At 65.7% G+C, this 19,238-nt stretch carries 16 protein-coding genes and 1 pseudogene; 5 read left to right on the top strand and 12 right to left on the bottom strand.

From position 1 onward, the window contains the following. Positions 1-100: 100 nt before the first annotated feature. Both BSL82_RS14690 and BSL82_RS14685 read right to left on the bottom strand, forming a co-directional pair. Complete coding sequence (locus BSL82_RS14690; protein WP_257786805.1) at positions 101-1,408, bottom strand: bifunctional folylpolyglutamate synthase/dihydrofolate synthase; 1,308 nt, start codon at positions 1,406-1,408, stop codon at positions 101-103. A 357-nt stretch (positions 1,409-1,765) separates the two neighbouring features. Continuing rightward, positions 1,766-2,659, bottom strand: a complete 894-nt coding sequence (locus tag BSL82_RS14685; protein ID WP_046193824.1) for a LysR family transcriptional regulator — start codon at positions 2,657-2,659, stop codon at positions 1,766-1,768. 101 nt (positions 2,660-2,760) lie between these two features. Here BSL82_RS14685 and BSL82_RS14680 point away from each other — a divergent pair, with 101 nt between their 5' ends. The 5 genes from BSL82_RS14680 (at position 2,761) to BSL82_RS14655 (ending at position 10,076) form a co-directional block, all read left to right on the top strand. After that, positions 2,761-4,392 (top strand): NADH-quinone oxidoreductase subunit L, encoded by a 1,632-nt coding sequence (locus tag BSL82_RS14680; RefSeq protein WP_072598057.1) that lies wholly within the window; start codon positions 2,761-2,763, stop codon positions 4,390-4,392. Further along, positions 4,389-6,956, top strand: a complete 2,568-nt coding sequence (locus BSL82_RS14675) for a YbcC family protein (RefSeq protein ID WP_072598056.1) — start codon at positions 4,389-4,391, stop codon at positions 6,954-6,956. Before BSL82_RS14680 ends, BSL82_RS14675 begins: the two co-directional genes overlap by 4 nt. Next, entirely contained in the window at positions 6,953-7,858 is a 906-nt protein-coding gene (gene cysD / locus BSL82_RS14670; RefSeq protein WP_072598815.1) for a sulfate adenylyltransferase subunit CysD, read from the top strand. The genes BSL82_RS14675 and cysD overlap by 4 nt, the downstream gene beginning before the upstream one ends. A gap of 2 nt (positions 7,859-7,860) precedes the next feature. Continuing rightward, on the top strand, positions 7,861-8,724 hold the full coding sequence (locus BSL82_RS14665) for a DUF6671 family protein (RefSeq protein ID WP_046193822.1): 864 nt from the start codon (positions 7,861-7,863) through the stop codon (positions 8,722-8,724). A 350-nt stretch (positions 8,725-9,074) separates the two neighbouring features. Further along, positions 9,075-10,076, top strand: coding sequence for a LysR family transcriptional regulator (locus tag BSL82_RS14655; RefSeq protein ID WP_226998483.1), 1,002 nt, complete (start codon positions 9,075-9,077; stop codon positions 10,074-10,076). Here BSL82_RS14655 and BSL82_RS14650 read toward each other — a convergent pair. From BSL82_RS14650 to istA, 10 genes and pseudogenes are all read right to left on the bottom strand, one after another. Further along, positions 9,985-10,245: a DUF2274 domain-containing protein gene (locus BSL82_RS14650; RefSeq protein ID WP_072598055.1), complete on the bottom strand. Its 261-nt coding sequence runs from the start codon at positions 10,243-10,245 to the stop codon at positions 9,985-9,987. The genes BSL82_RS14655 and BSL82_RS14650 overlap by 92 nt on opposite strands. Before the next feature lie 3 nt (positions 10,246-10,248). Next, positions 10,249-11,373 (bottom strand): TraB/TrbI/VirB10 family type IV secretion system protein, encoded by a 1,125-nt coding sequence (locus tag BSL82_RS14645; protein WP_200894509.1) that lies wholly within the window; start codon positions 11,371-11,373, stop codon positions 10,249-10,251. A 71-nt stretch (positions 11,374-11,444) separates the two neighbouring features. Continuing rightward, a complete protein-coding gene (gene trbG / locus BSL82_RS14640; RefSeq protein WP_046193819.1) occupies positions 11,445-12,467 on the bottom strand; it encodes a P-type conjugative transfer protein TrbG in 1,023 nt (340 codons plus the stop codon). Beyond that, entirely contained in the window at positions 12,464-13,147 is a 684-nt protein-coding gene (gene trbF / locus BSL82_RS14635; RefSeq protein WP_024924691.1) for a conjugal transfer protein TrbF, read from the bottom strand. Before trbF ends, trbG begins: the two co-directional genes overlap by 4 nt. Further along, complete coding sequence (trbL, locus tag BSL82_RS14630; RefSeq protein WP_024924692.1) at positions 13,147-14,499, bottom strand: P-type conjugative transfer protein TrbL; 1,353 nt, start codon at positions 14,497-14,499, stop codon at positions 13,147-13,149. Before trbL ends, trbF begins: the two co-directional genes overlap by 1 nt. A 3-nt stretch (positions 14,500-14,502) precedes the next feature. Next, positions 14,503-14,799: a putative entry exclusion protein TrbK-alt gene (gene trbK-alt / locus BSL82_RS14625; RefSeq protein ID WP_024924693.1), complete on the bottom strand. Its 297-nt coding sequence runs from the start codon at positions 14,797-14,799 to the stop codon at positions 14,503-14,505. A gap of 22 nt (positions 14,800-14,821) precedes the next feature. Continuing rightward, a complete protein-coding gene (gene trbJ, locus BSL82_RS14620) occupies positions 14,822-15,583 on the bottom strand; it encodes a P-type conjugative transfer protein TrbJ (RefSeq protein ID WP_024924694.1) in 762 nt (253 codons plus the stop codon). Continuing rightward, positions 15,580-16,857 (bottom strand): annotated as a pseudogene (locus BSL82_RS14615) (TraG/VirB4 family ATPase); the annotation flags it as partial. The gene trbJ and the pseudogene BSL82_RS14615, both read right to left, overlap by 4 nt. Before the next feature lie 81 nt (positions 16,858-16,938). Then, positions 16,939-17,718 (bottom strand): IS21-like element helper ATPase IstB, encoded by a 780-nt coding sequence (gene istB, locus BSL82_RS14610; RefSeq protein ID WP_072596180.1) that lies wholly within the window; start codon positions 17,716-17,718, stop codon positions 16,939-16,941. After that, the gene (gene istA / locus BSL82_RS14605; protein ID WP_072598586.1) at positions 17,708-19,228 is read right to left on the bottom strand and encodes an IS21 family transposase; all 1,521 of its coding nucleotides are present in this window, start codon (positions 19,226-19,228) and stop codon (positions 17,708-17,710) included. The genes istB and istA overlap by 11 nt, the downstream gene beginning before the upstream one ends. Positions 19,229-19,238 lie beyond the last annotated feature (10 nt).

Here is a 19,238-nt window from a genome sequence, read left to right as displayed (position 1 = left end):
TGTCCTCGACAAGCAATGTGACCAAGTCGCTCTTTACGCGAAAAGCAGCAACTTTTTATGGGTGTAGCTAAGGTATGCCATTGCGACCACGCGTATCAGATCAGATCGGCAGGGTGCCGTTCGCGGCAAGCACCTCCCCGGCGAGATAGAGCGAGCCGGTAATGAGAATTCGGGGGGCTGGATCGAGGCCAAGCGCGGAGATGGTGGCAAGCGCGTCCCCGACACTGTCGCGGGTCTCGGCCGGGATGCCGACGCAGCGGGCAACTTGTGCGATCTCCTCGGACGGCAGAGCCGTGTCTTGCTGGATCGGCACCGCGATGACACGGCAGACGAGCACGGCGAAGTTCATGAGAAAGCCTTCGCAATCCTTGCTCGCGAGCATGCCGACGATGAGTATGAGCGGCCGCGGACCGCGCTTCTCAAGATCGGCAAGCGCGCCGACGACCGCACGGCCGCAGTCTGGATTGTGGCCGCCGTCGAGCCACAGCTCGCTGCCTTGCGGCGCCAGTTCCACCAGCCGGCCGTGAGCGAGACGCTGCATGCGCGCTGGCCATTCGACCTTGGCGACGCCTTGCTTGAAGGCCGCGTGCGGAATCTGCAGTGCAGGGATGCTGCGCAAGGTGGCGATTGCGGTACCCGCGTTGTCGAACTGGTGACGGCCAGACAGACAAGGCGCCGGGAGGTCGATGAGCCCGTGCTCGTCCCGATAGGCCATGCGACCGCGCTCGGGCGTCACGACCCAGTGCTTGCCAGCAATCCGAAGCGGCGCGCGCATGCGCGCGGCCTGCCGTTCGATCACCGTGAGCGCCTCTCGCGACTGCGGCGCGGTTACCGCCAGCACATTGGGCTTGAGGATACCCGCCTTCTCCGCCGCGATCAGCTCGATGGTGTTGCCGAGGAAGTCCTGATGGTCGAGCGAGATTGGAGTGATCACGCTCGCAAGCAAGCGTTCGATCACGTTGGTAGCGTCGAGCCGGCCACCCAGGCCGACCTCGAGCAGCAGCACATCGGCGGGATGGCGCGCGAACAGCAGGAAGGCTGCAGCGGTGGTGATCTCGAAGAACGTGATTGGATCTCCGGCATTCAACCGCTCGCAGGTCGCAAATGCATCCGCAAGCTCGTCGTCCTCGACCAGCGCGCCGCCGCCCGGTCGCGCAAGACGGATGCGCTCGTTGAAGCGCACGAGGTGGGGCGAGGTGTAGACGTGCACGGCGCGCCCGGCCGCTTCCACGATCGCGCGGAGAAAGGCGACGGTCGAACCCTTGCCATTGGTGCCAGCGACGTGGATCACCGGCGGCAAGCGTCGCTCGGGATGCCCAAGCCGGTCGAGAATGCGCCACATGCGGTCGAGGGAGAGATCGATCCGCTTGGGATGGAGCGTGAGCAATCGCGTAAGAACTGCATCCATTCGGACCATTGCGCTTCTTCTACTTGTCTTTTTTTAGGTGGGTGGCCATCGTTTACCCGCGTGAGCGCGGAACTATCCTAGTTCCCAAATGAACGCGAAGCTCGGGCCAGATCCAATCGAAACACGCGACTGCGCCCATTGCCCAGCAACGAATTAATGCCGCCATGCACATGTAACGATGTTGCAGCGAAACAGACACACACGCCTTCTAGAAATCCCCCTGCACACACCGCGACTCGGCGGAATGGAAAACGCGCCGATCAACTTTCAGCGGGGGTCAGGCTCTCGAACCTGCCTACTACTGGGAGTGGCAACCGCTTGCAAGATTGCCCTGATCGACTCGGTCGGTCGGCTCGATTACGACTGCTCCTGCCTCGCAGCTCGTGCCATAAGTTCGGCGAGCAGTGGGTTCGGGAACCGCCGCTTCTGCGTGATCGCGTAGAAGCTCTCGCTGAGCGTCGGGATTCGACAGACCTCGACGAGGGCGCCGGAGGCCAATTCGTCGCGGACTACGATCGGGGGCACCAGCGTGAGACCCTGGCTGTCGCGGGCGAGCAGGCGCAACATAGCCATGTCGTCGACCTCGGCCAGGATGACCGGGCGCACTCCGGCACGCTCAAGGATCCGGTCAAACGCCAGGCGAATCTCGCTGTCCAAACTTGGCAGGAGGATTGGTTCGGAGGCCAGGTCTTCCGGAAAGCGGAACGGTGACGCCGCCGCGCCGGGCCGGCGGACCAGGCCGACCGGCTGCTGAGCGAGCAGTTGGCTCCGAAACGAAGACTGTGCGTCCTGCTGCGGCGCGCTGTTGGCGAGCACGACGTCGACCGTGTGCGCCTTAAGTTGGGCGAGTAGATCATACATCGTACCCGAGCGGACAATCAGCTCGACATCCGCGCGGCCGACCAGGGGACGGAGGAACTCCAGCTGGAAGTTGCGCGACAGGGTCGTCAACGCCCCGACCCGGAACGCCTGTCGCCGATCGAGCGGTCGTCCTTGCATAGTGCTGACGAGTTCATCGCCGGCCTGGAACACGGTGTCGGAGTAGTCGAGCGCGATGCGGCCCGCCTCTGTGAGCACGAGGCGCTTGCCTGTTCGCTCGAACAGCGGATGCCCGAGCTGCTGCTCGAGCTTTCCCAACTGCACCGAGAGCGCCGACTGAGACAGGTTGAGGCGTTCGGCGGCGCGCGTCAGGCTGCCCTCGTGGGCGATCGCCCAGAAGTATCGTAGATGGTGGTAATTGAGGCTGGCCATCGGCATAGTTTTATGGAAGCGAACGAATTCCCACAATCTTTATATTATCAAGAAGGGTGGATGGGCGCTAGGTAAGGGGTCGCTTCTCGCCGGAGACGACCATGACCTCAGCGCTGCCCTGGTGCCTTGCTCTCGGGCCCCTCGCACTCGTAGCGTCCGGCCTGGTGGCTGGTGCCGCCAAGCTGCCTCGCCGACAGGCCGGGACGAGCGCAGCCCTCGTGGCGGCGTTTGCACTGGCCGTGGCTGTCGCCGCGGGCGTTGCCGTCGCACTGCACGGTCCGTTCGCAACGGTCACCGTCGGGATCGAGGGCGTGGGGCTCGGCTTCTATGTCGATGCGCTGAGCGCGATCATGTTCGCGCTCGTCGCCTTCGTTGGCCTGATCGTGGTCGTCTACAGCCGAAACTATCTCGACGGCGATCCCGGCCAGGACCGTTTCACCCAGTGGCTGTGCCTGACGCTCGCGGCAGTGCTGCTGCTGATCGTCTCAGGCAATTTGTTCCAGTTCGCGCTCGCCTGGATCGCGACGAGCGTTGGTCTCAACAAGCTCCTGCTCTTCTATCCCGAACGACAGGCGGCCGTGCTCGCGGCACGTAAGAAGTTCATCGCCAGCCGTGTCGGCGATGTCTGTCTGGTCGCCGCGATGGTGTTGCTCCACCAGACGTTCGACAGCCTCGATTATGCGGTCCTGTTCGCCGGCGCCGAGGCGATGCGCGTCGCCGGAGTCGTTCCGGGCACAATCCACGCCGTCGCGGTGTTGCTGGTCATCGCCGCGCTGCTCAAATCGGCGCAGTTTCCGCTGCATGGCTGGCTGACCGAGGTGATGGAGACGCCGACGCCGGTGTCGGCGTTGCTTCACGCCGGCGTAATCAATGCCGGCGGCTTCCTGGTGCTGCGCTTCGCCGGCGTGATCTCGCTGTCGTCGCCCTCGCTGGAGGTCCTCGTCATCGTCGGCGGCTTCACGGCCTTGTTCGGCTCGACGGTAATGCTCACACAGACCAGCGTCAAAGTCTCGTTGGCCTATTCGACGATCGCGCAGATGGGTTTCATGATGCTGCAATGCGGGCTCGGCGCCTTCTCCGCCGCGCTGCTGCACATCGTCGCCCACTCACTCTACAAGGCGCACGCCTTCCTATCGTCGGGCAGCGTCATTGATCTGGCGCGGGCGTCGTGGTCACCGAGCCCTAGCGGGCGGCCGCACAGGGCGCGGATGGCGATGGTCGTTGGCCTCGTGCTGGCGGTGACGCTCGCGATCGGCACGTTGTTCGGCGCTACGATAACGCAGCAACCCGGCGTCTTCGCGCTCGGCGCGGTGGTGATGCTCGGCCTCGCTCATCTGGTCACGCAAGCGCTCGATGAACGGCCGAGCGTCTATGTCATCGGCCGCACGGTGGCGCTCGCAGTTGTAGTTGGGCTCGCCTATTTCTGGCTCCAGTTCGCGACCGAGCATCTACTGGCCGGCTCGCTGCCGCCGGTTCAGGCGCTACGCGGCCCCTTCGACCTCGCCATCGTCGCTCTGGTTGTGCTTGCCTTCGGCACGGTGACCGTTTTCCAGAGCCTGCTGCCGGGCCGAGCCGCCGCGCCGCGCTGGCAGGCGTTCTACGTCCACCTCGCCAACGGTCTCTACGTCAACACGCTCGCGAACCGGCTTGTGCTGCACTTCTGGCCCAGCCCGCCACCTGGTTACGGCGCACGATCCCCCTCCACTACGTCCGCCGGCGGGGTCCGCCCATGAGTATCGCCATCGCCTCCGAGACCGGTCCGCGAAGCCCCATCGCTGTAACCTGCGAAAGACCAGGCGCGAAGACAGCCTCGATCGAGGCGGCCATCGCCCAAGCGTGCGACAAGATCGCGCCGCTCTGGCCGCTCAAGCATTTCGTCGCGGTGAACCCATTCCTCGGCTTCAGTGACCAGAGCTTCGCTGCGACCTGCGCTACGCTTCGCCGGGTTGCCGGAGTCGATATGCTGATGCCGCGCGCCTTCTACCGCCAGGCGCTGGCGGCGGGGACCATCGAGGAGCACGACCTGGAGGCAGCCATGGCTGCTGCTACGTCCGGCCATCCGGCCTTCGCGCACGACGCCGCCTCGCTCCGCTTAGCCGCAGCGCGCGATCCCGTCTGGACCAGTCGGCCGGGCCCGGTCGTCGCGACCGTCGCCGAGGTCCTGGACGGCTTGGCGGCCGGCGACCGTCAGGCCTCGCGCACCGCGTTCATGGTCGACGAGATCTCGAAATGGTGCGCCGCCTATTTCGACGAAGGACAAGCCGCCTGGAAGCTGCCGTCGCGCGCGCTCCCGGCCTATACCGCGTGGCGTGCCGCGATGCGGTTCGACCGCAACCCGGAGACGATGGGCATCCGGGGCTTCCGCAAGGCCGTCGCCGCCATGCCCAAGGACCCACGCGAGGCGATCGCGGCGGTCGTCCTGGCGCTGGGCATCCCTGATCGCGCCATCGAGGATTATCTGCACCGGGCGCTGATCGATATCGGCGGCTGGGCGGCCTATGCACGCTATCTCGTCTGGGACAATGCACTTTACGGGCGCGACGACGATACGCTGGTGGAGTTGCTCGCGATCCGCGTCGTCTGGGGCTACGCGCTGTTCCTCGAACGCCCCGACACCGCGTTCACGGCGGCCTGGGCAAAGGCGATGGCCGACGCAGCGACACTGCCCAAAGACGAGCGGCTCGGCGACGATCCAGAGCTCGCGCTCGATCTCATCCTGCACGAAGCCTATGAAGCGGCCTACCGGCGTCGGCTGCTCGCGCGGCTGTCGCAGCATTTCGAGGCGCCCGTGTCAAAGCCCGCCGCCACGCGTAAGGCGTTCCAGGCGGCATTCTGCATCGACGTTCGCTCCGAAGTCTATCGACGCGCGCTCGAGACCGTCTGCCCCGACGCCGAGACGATCGGGTTCGCTGGCTTCTTCGGCTTCCCGATCGAATATGTGCCGATCGGCCGCGAGACCGGTGGGGCGCAGTGCCCGGTGCTGTTGAAGCCCGCCTTCGTGGTGTGCGAGGCAGTCGCCAATGCGTCGGAAGCCGAGGAGGCGGAGATCATGAACCTCCGCCTGCTGCGCCGCCGCGCGGCGAAGGCGTGGAAGGCGTTCAAGCTCTCGGCGGTGTCGTCGTTCACCTATGTCGAGACGGTGGGGTTGTTGTTTGCCGCCAAGCTCGTCGGTGACAGCGCGCGCCTGACGCGGACGGTCAGCGACCCCAATACCGATGGCCTCGACAAGGGTGTGATCGGCCGCATCGGACCGCGGCTCGAACCGGGCGCGGTGGGCGGTCGGGTCACCGGCTTCGACGACGGGCAGCGCGTCGCCATGGCCGAGGCGGTGCTGCGGGCGATGTCGATGACCCAAGACTTCGCGCGGCTGGTCCTGCTGACGGGACACGGCAGCACGACCGTCAACAATCCCCATGCTTCGGGGCTGGATTGCGGAGCGTGTGGCGGGCACACGGGCGAGGCGAACGCGCGGATCGCCGCCGCCATCCTCAACGATCCCGGCGTCCGGGTGGGGCTGGCCGCCAAGGGCATCGACATCCCGAAGGACAGCTGGTTCATCGGCTGCCTGCACGACACCACGACCGACGAGGTGCGCATCTTCGATGCCGATCGGCTGCCGGCGTCGCATGCCGGCGATCTCGCGCGGCTGCGCGAAGCGCTCGCCAAGGCCTCCTCGCTCGCCCGCGATGAGCGGGCACAGCTGCTCGGCATCGGCAAGAGCGAGGATGTCGATCGCGCGGTAAGGGCGCGCAGCCGCGACTGGGCGCAGGTGCGTCCCGAATGGGGCCTGGCAGGAAATGCCGCCTTCATCGCCGCGCCGCGCGAGCGCACGCGCGGGCTCGACCTCGCCGGCCGCGCCTTCCTGCACGATTACGACTGGCAGAAGGACGCCGGGTTCAGCGTGCTCGAACTCATCATGACTGCCCCCATGGTCGTCGCGAGCTGGATTAACCTGCAATATTACGCCTCGACCGTGAACAACCGCGCCTTTGGCAGCGGCAACAAGCTGCTCCACAACGTCGTCGGCCAGCTCGGCGTCCTCGAAGGCAATACCGGCGATCTGAAGGTCGGGCTGCCTTGGCAGTCGGTGCATGACGGGACACGCTTCGTCCACGAGCCGCTGCGGCTCACCGTCTTCATCGAGGCGCCCGAGGACGCGCTGAACCGTGTCATCGATGCGCACGCCAGCGTCCGGCAACTTATCGACAACGGCTGGGTCCACCTGTTCCGTCTCGGGGACGAGGGGTGGACAATCCGCCGCTATGCCGGCGATTTGCGATGGGAGGCCGCGACGTGACCGCCCGGCTCTCCCATCTCGCGCGACTGGAATCCGAAGCGATCCATATCCTACGAGAAGCGGTCGCCGAAGGACGCAAGCCGGTGATGCTGTTCTCGGCGGGCAAGGACTCGACGGTGCTGGCGCATCTCGCGCTGCGCGCCTTCTTTCCGGGCCGCCCGCCGTTCCCGCTGCTCCATATCGACTCCACCTGGGAGTTCCGGTCGCTCCTCGACTTCCGCGACGCGTTTGCGCGCGAGCATGGGTTCGAGCTCATCGTCCATGCCAATGAGGAGGGGCGAGCGGCCGGCCTCAATCCCTTCGACCATGGCGACCGCTACACGCTGGCGATGCGGACCGAACCGCTCAAGGACGCGCTCGACCAAGGCGGCTATGACATCGTCTTCGGCGGCGCCCGCCGCGACGAGGAGAAGTCGCGGGCGAAGGAGCGGATCTTCTCGGTCCGCTCTGCTGGCCACGCTTGGGATCCGCGCCAACAGCGCCCCGAGCTCTGGAGCCTCTATAATGCCCGTCTTGGCAAAGACCAGTCGGCGCGGGTGTTCCCGCTGTCGAACTGGACCGAAACCGACGTCTGGACCTACGCGCTTGCCCACGACATCGCGCTCGCCCCGCTCTACTTCGCGGCTCCGAGGCCGGTGGTTGAGCGGGGCGGGGGTTTGATCGTCATCGACGAAGAATCCCGCATGCCCCTCCGGACAGGGGAGACCGTCGAAACAAGGGCCGTGCGCTTCCGAACGCTAGGCTGTTGGCCGGTCACCGCGGCGATCGCGTCCGAGGCGACCGACCTCCCCTCCGTCGTCCAGGAAACCTTGGCGGCCTCGGGCTCCGAACGTCAGGGCCGGATCAGCGACGGCGAGGATGGCGGCTCGCTCGAGCAGAAGAAGCGCGAGGGGTATTTCTAGCGATGACCAGCGCGCCACGACCCTACGAGCGCACGGACGCCGTCCTCGCGACGATGCACGGCAAGGAGCGGGTAATCGCACCCCTCCTGGAGCGGGCACTGGGATTGCGGGTCGCCGCGACGACGAATGTCGACACCGACCGCTTTGGCACCTTCAGTCGTGACGTCGAACGAACCGGTTCGCAACTCGATGCGGCGCGGGCTAAGATCGCCGCAGCATTCGCGGCCGCGCCCGATGTCAACGTCGCGCTGGCCAGCGAAGGCAGCTTCGGGCCTCATCCCCAAATTCCCTTCGTCCCGCTCGGCCGCGAGCTCGTCGTAATGAGGGATCGCGTCAGCGGTCTCGAATTGATCGGTCATTATGCGGGCCTGTCGACGAATTTTGGCCACGCGGTCGTTACGGACCTGGCCGGCGCCAGTGCGTTCGCCGAACGCGCGCGATTTCCCGGACATGGGGTGATCGTCATGGGCTGCGTCGATCAGCAGCCGGCGCCCAGGCGCGCGCTGATCAAGGACATTGACGCTTGGGCCGAACTGCAAAGGGCGATTGAGGAGGTGATCACGATCTGCGGCGCCGCCTTCGTTGAGACCGATATGCGCGCCCATCGCAACCCCACCCGAATGCGCACCATCAAACGCGCGACGCTGGACCTTGTCCGCCGGTTTCGGAGCCCGTGCCCGATCTGCGCTCGACCCGGATTTGCCATCACCAAACGGCTATCCGGCCTGCCATGCTCATGGTGCGGAGGCCCAACGCTCGCGCTGAAAGCTGATGTCTATAGCTGTGAGGGTTGCGGTTACCGGGAAGAGCGCGCGGTGAAGGCGGCGACAGCGGACCCGGGGCAATGCGGGGAGTGCAACCCGTGACCAAGGGAACGAAGGGAGAGCAGAATGGCCGCTTCGCAATCGCCCGTTGAGCCTCTCCTCGAGGCCGAAAAGCAGATCGCGTGGGTGCTCGCCCATCCTGGCATGAGCGACTGGCTGAAGGACGCTCTTAGGACCGCAGTCGATCGCGATCCCGAGCACCTTCTGAATGACTTGGAGATACTATGTTTGCTTTTGAGAGCGAAGTCCCAAGCCGCCATAGATGAGCGGCTACGGTAGTCTCCAAGTCCGGTAGGTATCGGGGCGAATATTGAACTGCGTGAGGAGCGTCACAGAGATGATGAAATGCGTAGACGACGTCTACCGAGCGCTTCCGATGTATGCGGAACGCGGTGCGTTCTTCGACAGCGCTGTTTCCGCGCAGCGAGACGAGCGCTCTCGTGTCGATCGAGATTAAACATCTGCGATACGCTGAGGCGGCGGAACGCTGTGGCAGTTTTCGCAAGGCGGCAGATCTGCTCGCCCTCAAGCAGTCTAATCTCAGCCGACGAATCCGACATCTGGAGGAGCAACTCGGCGTAGCGTTGTTCGAACGAACGAATGGCGGCGTCAGGCCGACGGCGGCAGGCCGGGACTTTGTGAACGGCGTTCGCCGGGTTCTCAATGATTTGCAGATTGTCGTCGACGGAGCCAAGGCCGTCGGACGCGGCGAGGCCGGGTATTTGACGATCGGCTTCTACACGTCCCTCTCAGCCGGCAATCTCAGGGCAAGTCTTGTCGAGTACGGCCGTCGCTTTCCCCAGGTTGAGATCAAAACTATCGAAGGATCGCGAACGCGATTGTTCGACGGAATACAGAATAGCATGATCGACATTGCCATCGTCACCGGGGAGCCGGCTTCAGATTGCAATCGCTCGATGGTGCTCTGGAGCGAGCGCATCATCGTCGCTTTGCCCGAGGATCATCCGCTCGCAGCGAACGAAGTCATCTATTGGACAGACTTAAAGCATGAGCGCTTCTTGCTGAGCGAGCGCGATCCGGGACCGGAGATCCAAGACATCCTCGTTGCCAAGCTCAGTTCCCCTGGCGATCTGCCCGACGTCGTCCGGCACGATGTGAGCCCGGAAAACATCAAGAGCCTGGTTGGGGCCAACCGCGGCGTCAGCCTTATGTGTGAGGCGTGCATGGGAGCCAGCTATACCGGCGTCGTCTACCGCGAGGCGCGCGACGGCAACGGCTCGACCCGGATCGGGTATCGCGCCTATTGGCGAGACGGCAACGACAACCCAGCGCTCCGGAACTTCATTCGCCTCTTGGAGGAGCGCTTCCCGCCGGTTGCGAACGGGAACGGGCCGCGTGGCGCATCTTCGCGAATCCCCGATCCGTCGCCATAAAACGCTCAATCATTGGTGCGATCAGCTTAGCGGGCTCGACGGCTTGCCCGCTTTCTCGGCCAAGGATTTCTGCATATGCGATGAGATCGCGGTGAAGGGCGGCGGGCAGTTCCACCGAGATCTTCACCGGCTTGTCGTCTTCGAGCGGCCCGAGCTTCAGCTTGGCCATCGGCTAGCCTCCGTAAGGTTCGAGCACCAAATCCCGGGTGACAATCACGCGCACGGGAAAGCCCGGCCGGATCGTCAGCGTCGGCGCGACGTTAAGCTGACGGCGCACGATCTGCTGGCCGGCATCGTTGATAGTGTCCTGCCCGCCGTTGCGGATGGCCTGAATCAAGCGGTCATCGTCGTTGGCGGCGAGTTCGGCGCCGACGCTCAGCAGCGTGGAAAGCCCCGCTGCCTTGGCCAGCTCCCACCAGTGATAGTCGACGCCATCCTGAAGGCCGGCATAGCCCTCGGCATCGGCGCCGGGCTGACGCTCGAGAACGATCGAGCGTCCGTTCGGGAAGATCAGACGATTCCAGACCAAGAGGACGCGGCTTTGGCCGAACTGAACATTGTTGTCATACTGGCCAATGATCCGCGTGCCTTGCGGCACCAGGAGGATACGTCCCGTTGGGCTGTCATAGATGTTCTCCGTCACCTGCGCGGTGATCTGGCCGGGTAGGTCGGAGCGGATGCCGGTGATGAGCGCCGCCGCGATCACGGCGCCTGCCTGAAGGATGTAAGGCGACGCCGGTGCGGCGACGCGATCGGGTGCGACGGTGCGCCGATCGGCCGCCGCATTGAGAAATGCGAGCTGTCGATCCTGGGCCGATGGGGTGGCGGGTGGCGGCGCGAGGCCGAGGCCGGTGAGGTCCGGAGTGGGCGGCGGCGCGATCGTCGCGGCGCCGGGGCCCGTCGAGGCCATGGACCTGTTCTCGGCGCCGCTGAACAGCCTACTGACGCGGGCGGTCTCTATTTCCTGCAGCCGGCGTTGCTCCTCCGCGCTGAGGCCGGGCTGGTTTGGCAATGGCTGGCCACGATTTTGCGCGCCCAGAATGGGTCGCCCGAGGTCGCCCGGAAGCGGCGGACCCAATTGGGGAACACCGCTGTAATCGCGCGGCAATCCGGCCAGGCCATCGGCGGTCGACCGATTATCGGTCGAGTAAAGTTCGTCCGCCGGCCTCCCCGCGTCGCCGGTCTGGAGCGCATAGATCAACGCGGCGCCGATTCCGACGCTCGCCACGAGTCCGATGCCGGCGAGCACCTTTCGCGAGAGCCGTGTGACACGCGGCGCTTCCGCACGCAGCCGCATCGGGGCGGCCGCGTCGTCCGCCGACCCGGTCAGCGGCGCCTCGTCTTCTTCTTTCCGGGGTTCTGGCTCGCTCACGACGCCGGCCTCCCATCGGTGCGGACGATCCGGACGCGCTTCTGGCGGTCGCCAGCGCCGAAACGCAGCTCCGCGGCCGCGAACAGCCGGTCGACGATCATGTAGTTGGCACGGACGCGGTAGTTCACGAGCTCGGAGGTGTTGCCCTCCGGACCGACCACAAACAGCGGCGGCATCTCGCCCTGACCGATGCCACGCGGAAACTCGATGAAGACCTGGCGTCCATCATCGTAGGCGCGCAGTGGCCGCCACGGCGCACGATCGCCTTCGATGGCATAGCGGAAATTGATGTTGGCGAGGTCGACGCCGGTGGCGACGGGACTGCTGGCCTCGGCCTGCGCGTTCTGGCGGCGCAGCGCGATGAGCTGATCCTGCGGATACTGCCAGGACACCGAAGCCATATAGGTGCGTTCGGTCGAGCGCAGCTCCATGTGATAGGTGCGCAGATTGGTGTTGATGATGAGATTCGTCATCAAGTCGGCGCGGGTCGGCTTGACCAGGATGTGGACTTGTTGGGTGGCGCCCGAACCGCTCACCGTGTCGCCGATGATCCACCGCACGGTGTCGCCAGCGGCGACCGGGCCGGAGCCGACCAATTGTTCGCCCGGCTGGAGGGCGATGTCGGTGATCTGGCCGACGGCGGTGTAAACCTGATAGAGCGCGCCGCCCGTATAGGGATAAACCTGCATGGCGTTGATGAAGCCGTCGCGGACGGGCTGAACGCGCGCGGCGGCATTGGCCTGGTTGACGCGCGCTGTGGGCTCGGCCGGCTCCGGCGGTCGGCGCGTCGATTCAACGGGCTGCAGTTGCCCGGGCAGTGGGAGCGGCCTCGGGATTTCGACCACGCGCACGGGCGCCGGAGGATCAGCGCTTAGCGCCGCAGGGACGGCGTTGTCGTAGGAGATCTCCGGCGGCCTGTTCGCCGTGGCGCAGCCGGCGAGCGCCGACGTGCAGAGCAAAATCGCAAGTGTGGAAGTGCGGAAAGCCGGGTCGCCGGCTTTACGGAAAGACGGTTTCATTGCCCAAGCTCCCGTGACCAGTTGATGGCGTTGACGTAGATTCCGAGCGGGTTGGCGCGCAGCCGGTCGGCGTTGCGGGGCACCTGCACGACGATGGTGAGGATGGCGGTCCAGCGGGTCGTCTCGGCGAGCTGGCCATTCTCGTACCGGCGTTCGGCCCATGCGACGCGGAAGCTGTTGGGCGAAGCCCGGATGACGCTGGAGACGTCGACGGCGACCTGCTGCCGGCCGACCTTGGTGAAGGGGTCGTTCGATCGCGCGTAGTCGTTGAGCGCCATGGCGCCGCGATCCGTCGTGAAATCGTAGGCGCGCAGCCAGTTCTGCCGAACGATGATGGCGTCGGACGGAATCGAGCGCACCTGCTCGATGAAGCGTGCGAGATGAAAGGCGATCTGGGGATCGGTCGGACGATAGTCGGCGACCGCTGGCGCCACCGCCTGCGCCTGGCCGAGCCGGTCGACCTGCACAACCCATGGCACGATCGTGCCGCGGGCCGATTGCCAGACCAGCGCCGCCGCAAAGCTGGCGGACAGGACCAAAGAACCGAAGGCCATGAGCCGCCAATTCTTCGCCTGGACGCGCGCGGCGCCGATACGCTCGTCCCAGACCTGAGCGGCGCGCTGATATGGCGTCTCGGGTTCTGGTGCTTTGCCGTAGTGAGTAGAAGGTCTTTTGAACATCAGCGATCGCCTTGGGAGAGGTTGATGGAGGAGCCGCCGCCATGGCTGTCGCCGCTGCGAACGGCGTGGGCGGCGGCCGTCACACCGTGGCTCAGGGCTTGTGAGCGCTTCATGCGCTGGGCCCAGGCCGGCGGTCCGTCAGCCGCAACGGGTGACGCAGCCTCGGCCGCGCTTCCACCGATCGTGCCCATGGTCGACGTGCCGCCGGTGGCCGCGAACGCGGATTTGGCGCCCTCGGAGAAGCTCGACTTCATGCTGTCTGCTGCCTGGGAGGCCGCGCGACGCAGGGGTGACGTGGCGGCCGCGCCAGCGGCGCGAGCAACGCCACTGAGTCCAGACCCGACGGCAGACGCGCCCGACTGGCCAGCGGCGCCGAGGCTGTAGGCCGTCGAAGCGCCACCTGCCATCGCCGCGCCACCGCGCGCGGCCGCAGCGGTTCCGGAAAGAGCGGCGCCGCCGCCGCGCAGGGCCATTCCGCCCGCCGCGCCGGCCGCGACCAGAGCCCCGCCCGCCGCGAGTCCGGTTCCGACCGCGGCGCCCGCGCCCAGCTGCGGACCGCCGGAGACGAGGCCGTTGGCGATGCCAGGACCGAAGATGCCGAGTCCGAGCAGTGACAGCGCGGCGAGCACGATCGCCATGGCCTGGTCGATCGTCGGCGTCTGGCCAGCGAAACCGGCGGTGAACTGGGAGAACAAGGTTGAGCCGATGCCGATGATGACGGCGAGGACCAGCACCTTGATGCCGCTCGAGATGACGTTGCCGAGGACGCGTTCGGCCATGAACGCGGATTTGCCGAACAGGCCGAAGGGGATCAGCACGAAGCCGGCAAGCGTCGTCAGTTTGAACTCGATCAGAGTGACGAAGAGCTGGATGGCGAGAATGAAGAAGGCAAGCAGCACCAGGGCCCAGGCGAACAGCAGGCAGGCGATCTGGATGAAGTTCTCGAAGAAGGCGATCCAGCCCATCAGGTTGGAGATCGAATCGAGCAGCGGTCGGCCGGCATCGAGGCCAGTCTGCGCAACGCGGCCGGGGCGCATGAGATCTTCGACGGTGAATCCGGTGCCTGACGCTTTCAGGCCCAGCCCCGCGAAGCTCTCGAACACGATGCGCGCGAGGCTATTCCAGTTGCCGATGATGTAGGCGAAGACGCCGACGAACAGCGTCTTCTTGACCAGGCGCGCCATGATGTCGTCGTCGGCGCCCCAACTCCAAAACAGTGCGGCCAAGGTCACGTCGATGACGATCAGCGTCGTGGCGATGAACGCCACCTCGCCGCCGAGCAGGCCAAAGCCGCTATCGATATAGCGGGTGAAGACCTCCAGGAATTGGTCGATGACGCCGGTGCCGCCCATGGATCACCGCCCGTCGTCATGCTGCGGCGATGTCCGCGCTGGTGCGGGCGTAATGCCGAGGAATCGGTCGCGGGTTTCGGCCCAGGTGCGCAGGCATTCGGCATCGCGCGCGGCGGCCTCGCCAAGCAGTTGGCACCGCCGCTGCGCCTCGCGCAGAGGATCCGTCGGCGCGTCTTCGCTTGGCCGTGACGCTTGGCCGTGCGGTTGTTCCTCGTTCCGGGTCATCTCGATCGCCGTCGCGGTGATGGCGACGGCGACGAAGACGACGGCGCCGAGGCGCGCCAGGAGCTTGCCGTCCATGACCTGATCCTCGCGAGGGGCCTTAGTTGCCATTCGGGAACATGCGGGCGTTGCCGGGCTGATAGCCGCTGCCGGGGGTCAGGAAGCGGCGGCGCTGCTCGCGACCCTGCTCGGCAGCCGCCGCGCGCTCGGCTTCGGTCAGCGCCTGGGCCCGTCCGTTCGCAGCGACGACGGCCGTGAGATCGGCGAGCTGCTGGGCCTGGAGCGCGAGGAGCTGATTGCCGGCCTGCGCCGCCTGCAAGGCGCCGGTCGCGCCCTGGCTTTGGCCGATGAGCGCCGACATCTCGGCGCGGTTGGTATCGATGTTGCCGACGACGCCGGCCTGCACCCGCATGGCGTCCTGCAAGCCGCCGACCGTGTTCTGCCAGCGCTCGCGCGCTTGCGCGACGAGCTGCTGGTCGGACGCCGACATCGACGCATTGCCGTAAGTCGATGTGAACGCCTGGTCGATTTGCTGGACGTCGTAGGCGATGCGCTGCGTCTGGCCGAGGAGCTGTTGCGTCCGCTGCACGGACTGCTGCAGGCGTTGAAGCGAGGAGTAAGGCAGGCTTGCGAGGTTGCGCGCCTGGTTGATCAGCATCGTCGCTTCGTTCTGAAGCGAGCTGATCTGGTTGTTGATCTGCTCCAGCGCGCGAGCCGCTGAGAGCACATTCTGCACGTAGTTCGTTGGATCGTAGACGATCCATTGCGCGGACGCCGGCTGGACCATCACGGGCGACATCGCCACGGGAATGGAAAGGATCGACGCGGCAAGAAGCGCCGCGCGTGAGCGACGGAAGATCATGGCTGTGTCTCCAGGTTGTTAAGGTTGGGGATGAGGTCGGCGGCCCAGGCGACGCCACGCAGCCGCAGCCAGGCCGGCAGAAAGCCCTCGCGTCCATGTTCGGCGATGACGCGTTCGATGGCGGCTTGATCGGTCTTCGAGGAAGCGGCGCACAGCGCCAGCGCCACCTCGGACAGACCGAGCTCGAAGAGCCGGTTGCCCCGCCGGGATTGGCAGTAGTAGTCGCGCTTCGGCATCGCGCGGGCGAGGATCTCGATCTGGCGGTCGTTGAGTCCGAAGCGACGGTAGATCGCGGTGATCTGCGGCTCGATCGCGCGCTCGTTCGGCAGCAGCAGCCGGGTCTGGCAGCTTTCGACAATGGCGGGCGCGATCGCCGAGCTGTCGATGTCGGAAAGCGATTGGGTGGCGAAGACGACGGAGGCGTTCTTCTTGCGCAGTGTCTTCAGCCACTCGCGGAGCTGACCAGCGAAATCCTCGTCGTCGAGCGCCAGCCAGCCTTCATCGACGATGAGCAGCGTGGGGCTGCCGTCAAGGCGGTCCTCGATGCGGTGGAAGAGATAGGCGAGCACGGCCGGTGCGGCGCCGGTGCCAATCAGGCCCTCGGTCTCGAACGCCTGCACAGAGGCTTCGCCAAGATGCTCGTTCTCGGCGTCGAGCAGCCGGCCACAGGCGCCGCCGACGCAATAGGGCCGGAGCGCCTGTTTGAGATCGTTCGATTGAAGGAGGACGGCCAGTCCGGTGAGCGTGCGTTCGCCGACGGGCGCGCTCGCCAGCGAGGTCAGCGCAGTCCAGATGTATTCCTTCACCTCCGGCTCGATCGTCACGCCCTCGCGCTGCAGGATGGCGACGATCCAATCCGCCGCCCACGCGCGTTCCGGCACGTGGTGGATGCCGGAGAGCGGTTGCAGCGACACGCTGTCGGCCACGCCCTCGGTCAAACCGCCGCCGAGATCGTGCCAGTCACCGCCCATCGCGAGCGCCGCGGCTCGGATGCTTCCCCCGAAGTCGAAGGCGAAAACCTGTGAGTTGGGATAGCGCCGGAACTGGAGCGCCATCAGCGCCAGGAGCACGGATTTGCCGGCGCCCGTCGGTCCGACGACGAGCGTGTGACCGACATCGCCGACATGAAGGGAAAACCGGAACGGGGTCGAGCCTTCGGTCCTGCCATAAAGCAAGGGGGGTTGCCCGAAATGCTCGTCCCGCTCCGGCCCCGCCCACACCGCCGACAGCGGAATCATGTGGGCGAGATTGAGCGTCGAGATCGGCGGTTGTTGATTTCCGTTGAGAGTTGACCCGGGATTTTCATCGAGAAGTGACCCTGGTGGATGTGTGTCTCCCGCGTTGCGGGATGTGGGTCAAGCTGGTGATTTTTCCTTTCTGGTTTTGGGTGCGGCAGAACTCGCCCTGAACCGGAAGCTGTCGTTGCCGGTTTCCAGGATGTGGCAGTGGTGGGTGAGCCGGTCGAGCAGCGCGGTGGTCATCTTGGCATCGCCGAACACGCCAGCCCATTCGCTGAAGCTGAGGTTGGTGGTGATGATCACGCTGGTCTGCTCGTAGAGCTTGGAGAGCAAGTGGAACAGCAGGGCGCCGCCTGACGGGCTGAACGGCAGGTATCCAAGCTCATCGAGGATGACGAGGTCGAGGCGCAGCAGGCGCTCGGCAAGCTGGCCAGCCTTGTTCATGGCCTTTTCCTGTTCGAGCATGTTGACCAGGTCGACGGTGGAGAAGAACCGGGCCTTCCTGCGGTGGTGTTCCACGGCCTGGATACCGAGCGCGGTGGCCATGTGGGTCTTGCCCGTGCCGGGGCCGCCGATCAGCACGACATTATCGGCGCCGTCGATGAACTCGCCGCGATGGAGCTGGCGGACCAGGGCTTCATTGACCTCGCTGGAAGCAAAGTCGAACCCGGCGAGGTCCTTGTAGGCCGGGAACCGGGCCGCCTTGATCTGATAGGCGATGGATCGCACTTCGCGTTCCGCCATCTCGGCCTTGAGCAGCTGGGAGAGGATCGGCACGGCGTCATCGAAGGCCGGGGCGCCCTGGGCGATGAGATCGCTCACTGCCTGGGCCATGCCGTACATCTTGAGACCGCGCAGCATGACCTCGACGGCAGCGCTGGCGGGATCATGACGCACGGCGCAGCTCCCGCAGGTTATCATAGCGGCCGACGTCGGCGAGCGGTTCCTGGGCAAGGCGCAGGGCTTGCGGCGCATCGATCGGTGATGCTGGCGGCGCCTTGCCATCGGTCAGCCGATGCAGGATGTTGAGCACGTGGATCTTGGTCGGAACACCGCCCTCCAGCGCCAGCTCGACGGCGCCCAACACCGCCTGTTCGTCGTGGTGCAGCACAAGCGAGAGTATCTCGACCATCTCCCTATCGCCGCCCGGGCGCTTGAGAAGATGCCCCTGCAACTGGCGGAACGCATCGGGCATCTCGGTAAACGGCGCGCCGTTGCGCAAAGCACCGGGCTTACGCTGGATCACCGCCAGATAGTGCCGCCAGTCATAGACGATCCGTCCCGGCAGATGATGTGAGCGGGCGATGATCCGCCCATGCTCGCACAGGATCCGCCCCTCGGCGGCGATGACGATACGGTCCGGATAAACTCGCAGACTCACCGGGCGGTTGGCGAAGGAGGCCGGCACTGAGTACCGGTTGCGCTCGAAGTTTACGAGGCAGGTCGGCGATACCCGCTTGGTATGCTCGACGAAGCCGTCGAAGGGCCGCCCCAGCGGCATCAGGCTGGCGACCTCCGCGGCATGCATATCGGCGATGCTGCCGGGTAGCGCGCCGTGGGGGATATGGCTCCACTGGGCGATGCATTGCTCCTCGAGCCAGGCATTGAGCGCATCGATATCCGCAAAGCTGGGTATCGGCTGCCACAGCCGGCGACGGGCATCCTGGACGTTCTTCTCGACCTGCCCCTTCTCCCACCCCGAGGCCGGGTTACAGAACTCGGGCTCGAACAGGTAATGGCTGGCCAGCGCCGCGAACCGGGCGTTGACCTGCCGTGCCTTGCCACTGCCGATCCGATCAACCGCGGTCTTCATGTTATCAAAGATCCCGCGCTGCGGCACACCGCCCAGCACCCGGAACGCCTGCGTCAGCGCATCGAACAGCATCTCGTGGGTCTGGAGCAGATAGGCCCTGACGATGAACGCCCGGCTGTGCGACAGCTTGGTGTGCGCCACCTGTAGCTTGGTCTGCTTGCCGGCAATGATCGCCCAATCCTCGCTCCAGTCGAACTGGAACGCTTCGCCAGGCTGAAACACCAGCGGCACGAAGGTCCCGCGCCCGCTGGTCTGGGCATCACGCTGGCGGTCGGCCTTCCAACTGCGCGCAAAGGCCGCAACACGTCCGTAGGAGCCATCGAAGCCCAGGGCGACGAGATCGGCGTGCAGCTGCTTGACCGTGCGCCGCTGCTTGCGCGAGCGACCAGCCTCGATCCGCAGCCAACCCGCCAGCTTCCCTGCGAACGGGTCCAGCTTGCTTGGCCGTTCGGGAACCTTGAACCTGGGCTCAACCGTGCCCGCCCGAAGGTACTTGCGGATCGTGTTGCGCGACAGTCCGGTCCGTCGCTCAATCTCCCGGATCGGCATCCCCTCACGAAAATGCCAGCGCCGGATTACGCTCAGTAACGCCATGTCGATCACT

The organism is Tardibacter chloracetimidivorans, from assembly GCF_001890385.1.
GTDB lineage: Bacteria > Pseudomonadota > Alphaproteobacteria > Sphingomonadales > Sphingomonadaceae > Tardibacter > Tardibacter chloracetimidivorans.
The sequence above is the reverse complement of the archived record's forward strand: the minus strand, read 5'-3'. Positions and strand labels throughout refer to the sequence as shown.

Coding starts and splice junctions, on each gene's coding strand:
- BSL82_RS14690 (WP_257786805.1), bottom strand. CDS start 1,408: ATGGATGCAGTTCTTACGCGATTGCTCACGCTCCATCCCAAGCGGATC.
- BSL82_RS14685 (WP_046193824.1), bottom strand. CDS start 2,659: ATGGCCAGCCTCAATTACCACCATCTACGATACTTCTGGGCGATCGCC.
- BSL82_RS14680 (WP_072598057.1), top strand. CDS start 2,761: ATGACCTCAGCGCTGCCCTGGTGCCTTGCTCTCGGGCCCCTCGCACTC.
- BSL82_RS14675 (WP_072598056.1), top strand. CDS start 4,389: ATGAGTATCGCCATCGCCTCCGAGACCGGTCCGCGAAGCCCCATCGCT.
- BSL82_RS14665 (WP_046193822.1), top strand. CDS start 7,861: ATGACCAGCGCGCCACGACCCTACGAGCGCACGGACGCCGTCCTCGCG.
- BSL82_RS14650 (WP_072598055.1), bottom strand. CDS start 10,245: ATGGCCAAGCTGAAGCTCGGGCCGCTCGAAGACGACAAGCCGGTGAAG.
- BSL82_RS14645 (WP_200894509.1), bottom strand. CDS start 11,373: ATGCGGCTGCGTGCGGAAGCGCCGCGTGTCACACGGCTCTCGCGAAAG.
- trbG (WP_046193819.1), bottom strand. CDS start 12,467: ATGAAACCGTCTTTCCGTAAAGCCGGCGACCCGGCTTTCCGCACTTCC.
- trbF (WP_024924691.1), bottom strand. CDS start 13,147: ATGTTCAAAAGACCTTCTACTCACTACGGCAAAGCACCAGAACCCGAG.
- trbL (WP_024924692.1), bottom strand. CDS start 14,499: ATGGGCGGCACCGGCGTCATCGACCAATTCCTGGAGGTCTTCACCCGC.
- trbK-alt (WP_024924693.1), bottom strand. CDS start 14,799: ATGGACGGCAAGCTCCTGGCGCGCCTCGGCGCCGTCGTCTTCGTCGCC.
- trbJ (WP_024924694.1), bottom strand. CDS start 15,583: ATGATCTTCCGTCGCTCACGCGCGGCGCTTCTTGCCGCGTCGATCCTT.
- istA (WP_072598586.1), bottom strand. CDS start 19,228: ATGGCGTTACTGAGCGTAATCCGGCGCTGGCATTTTCGTGAGGGGATG.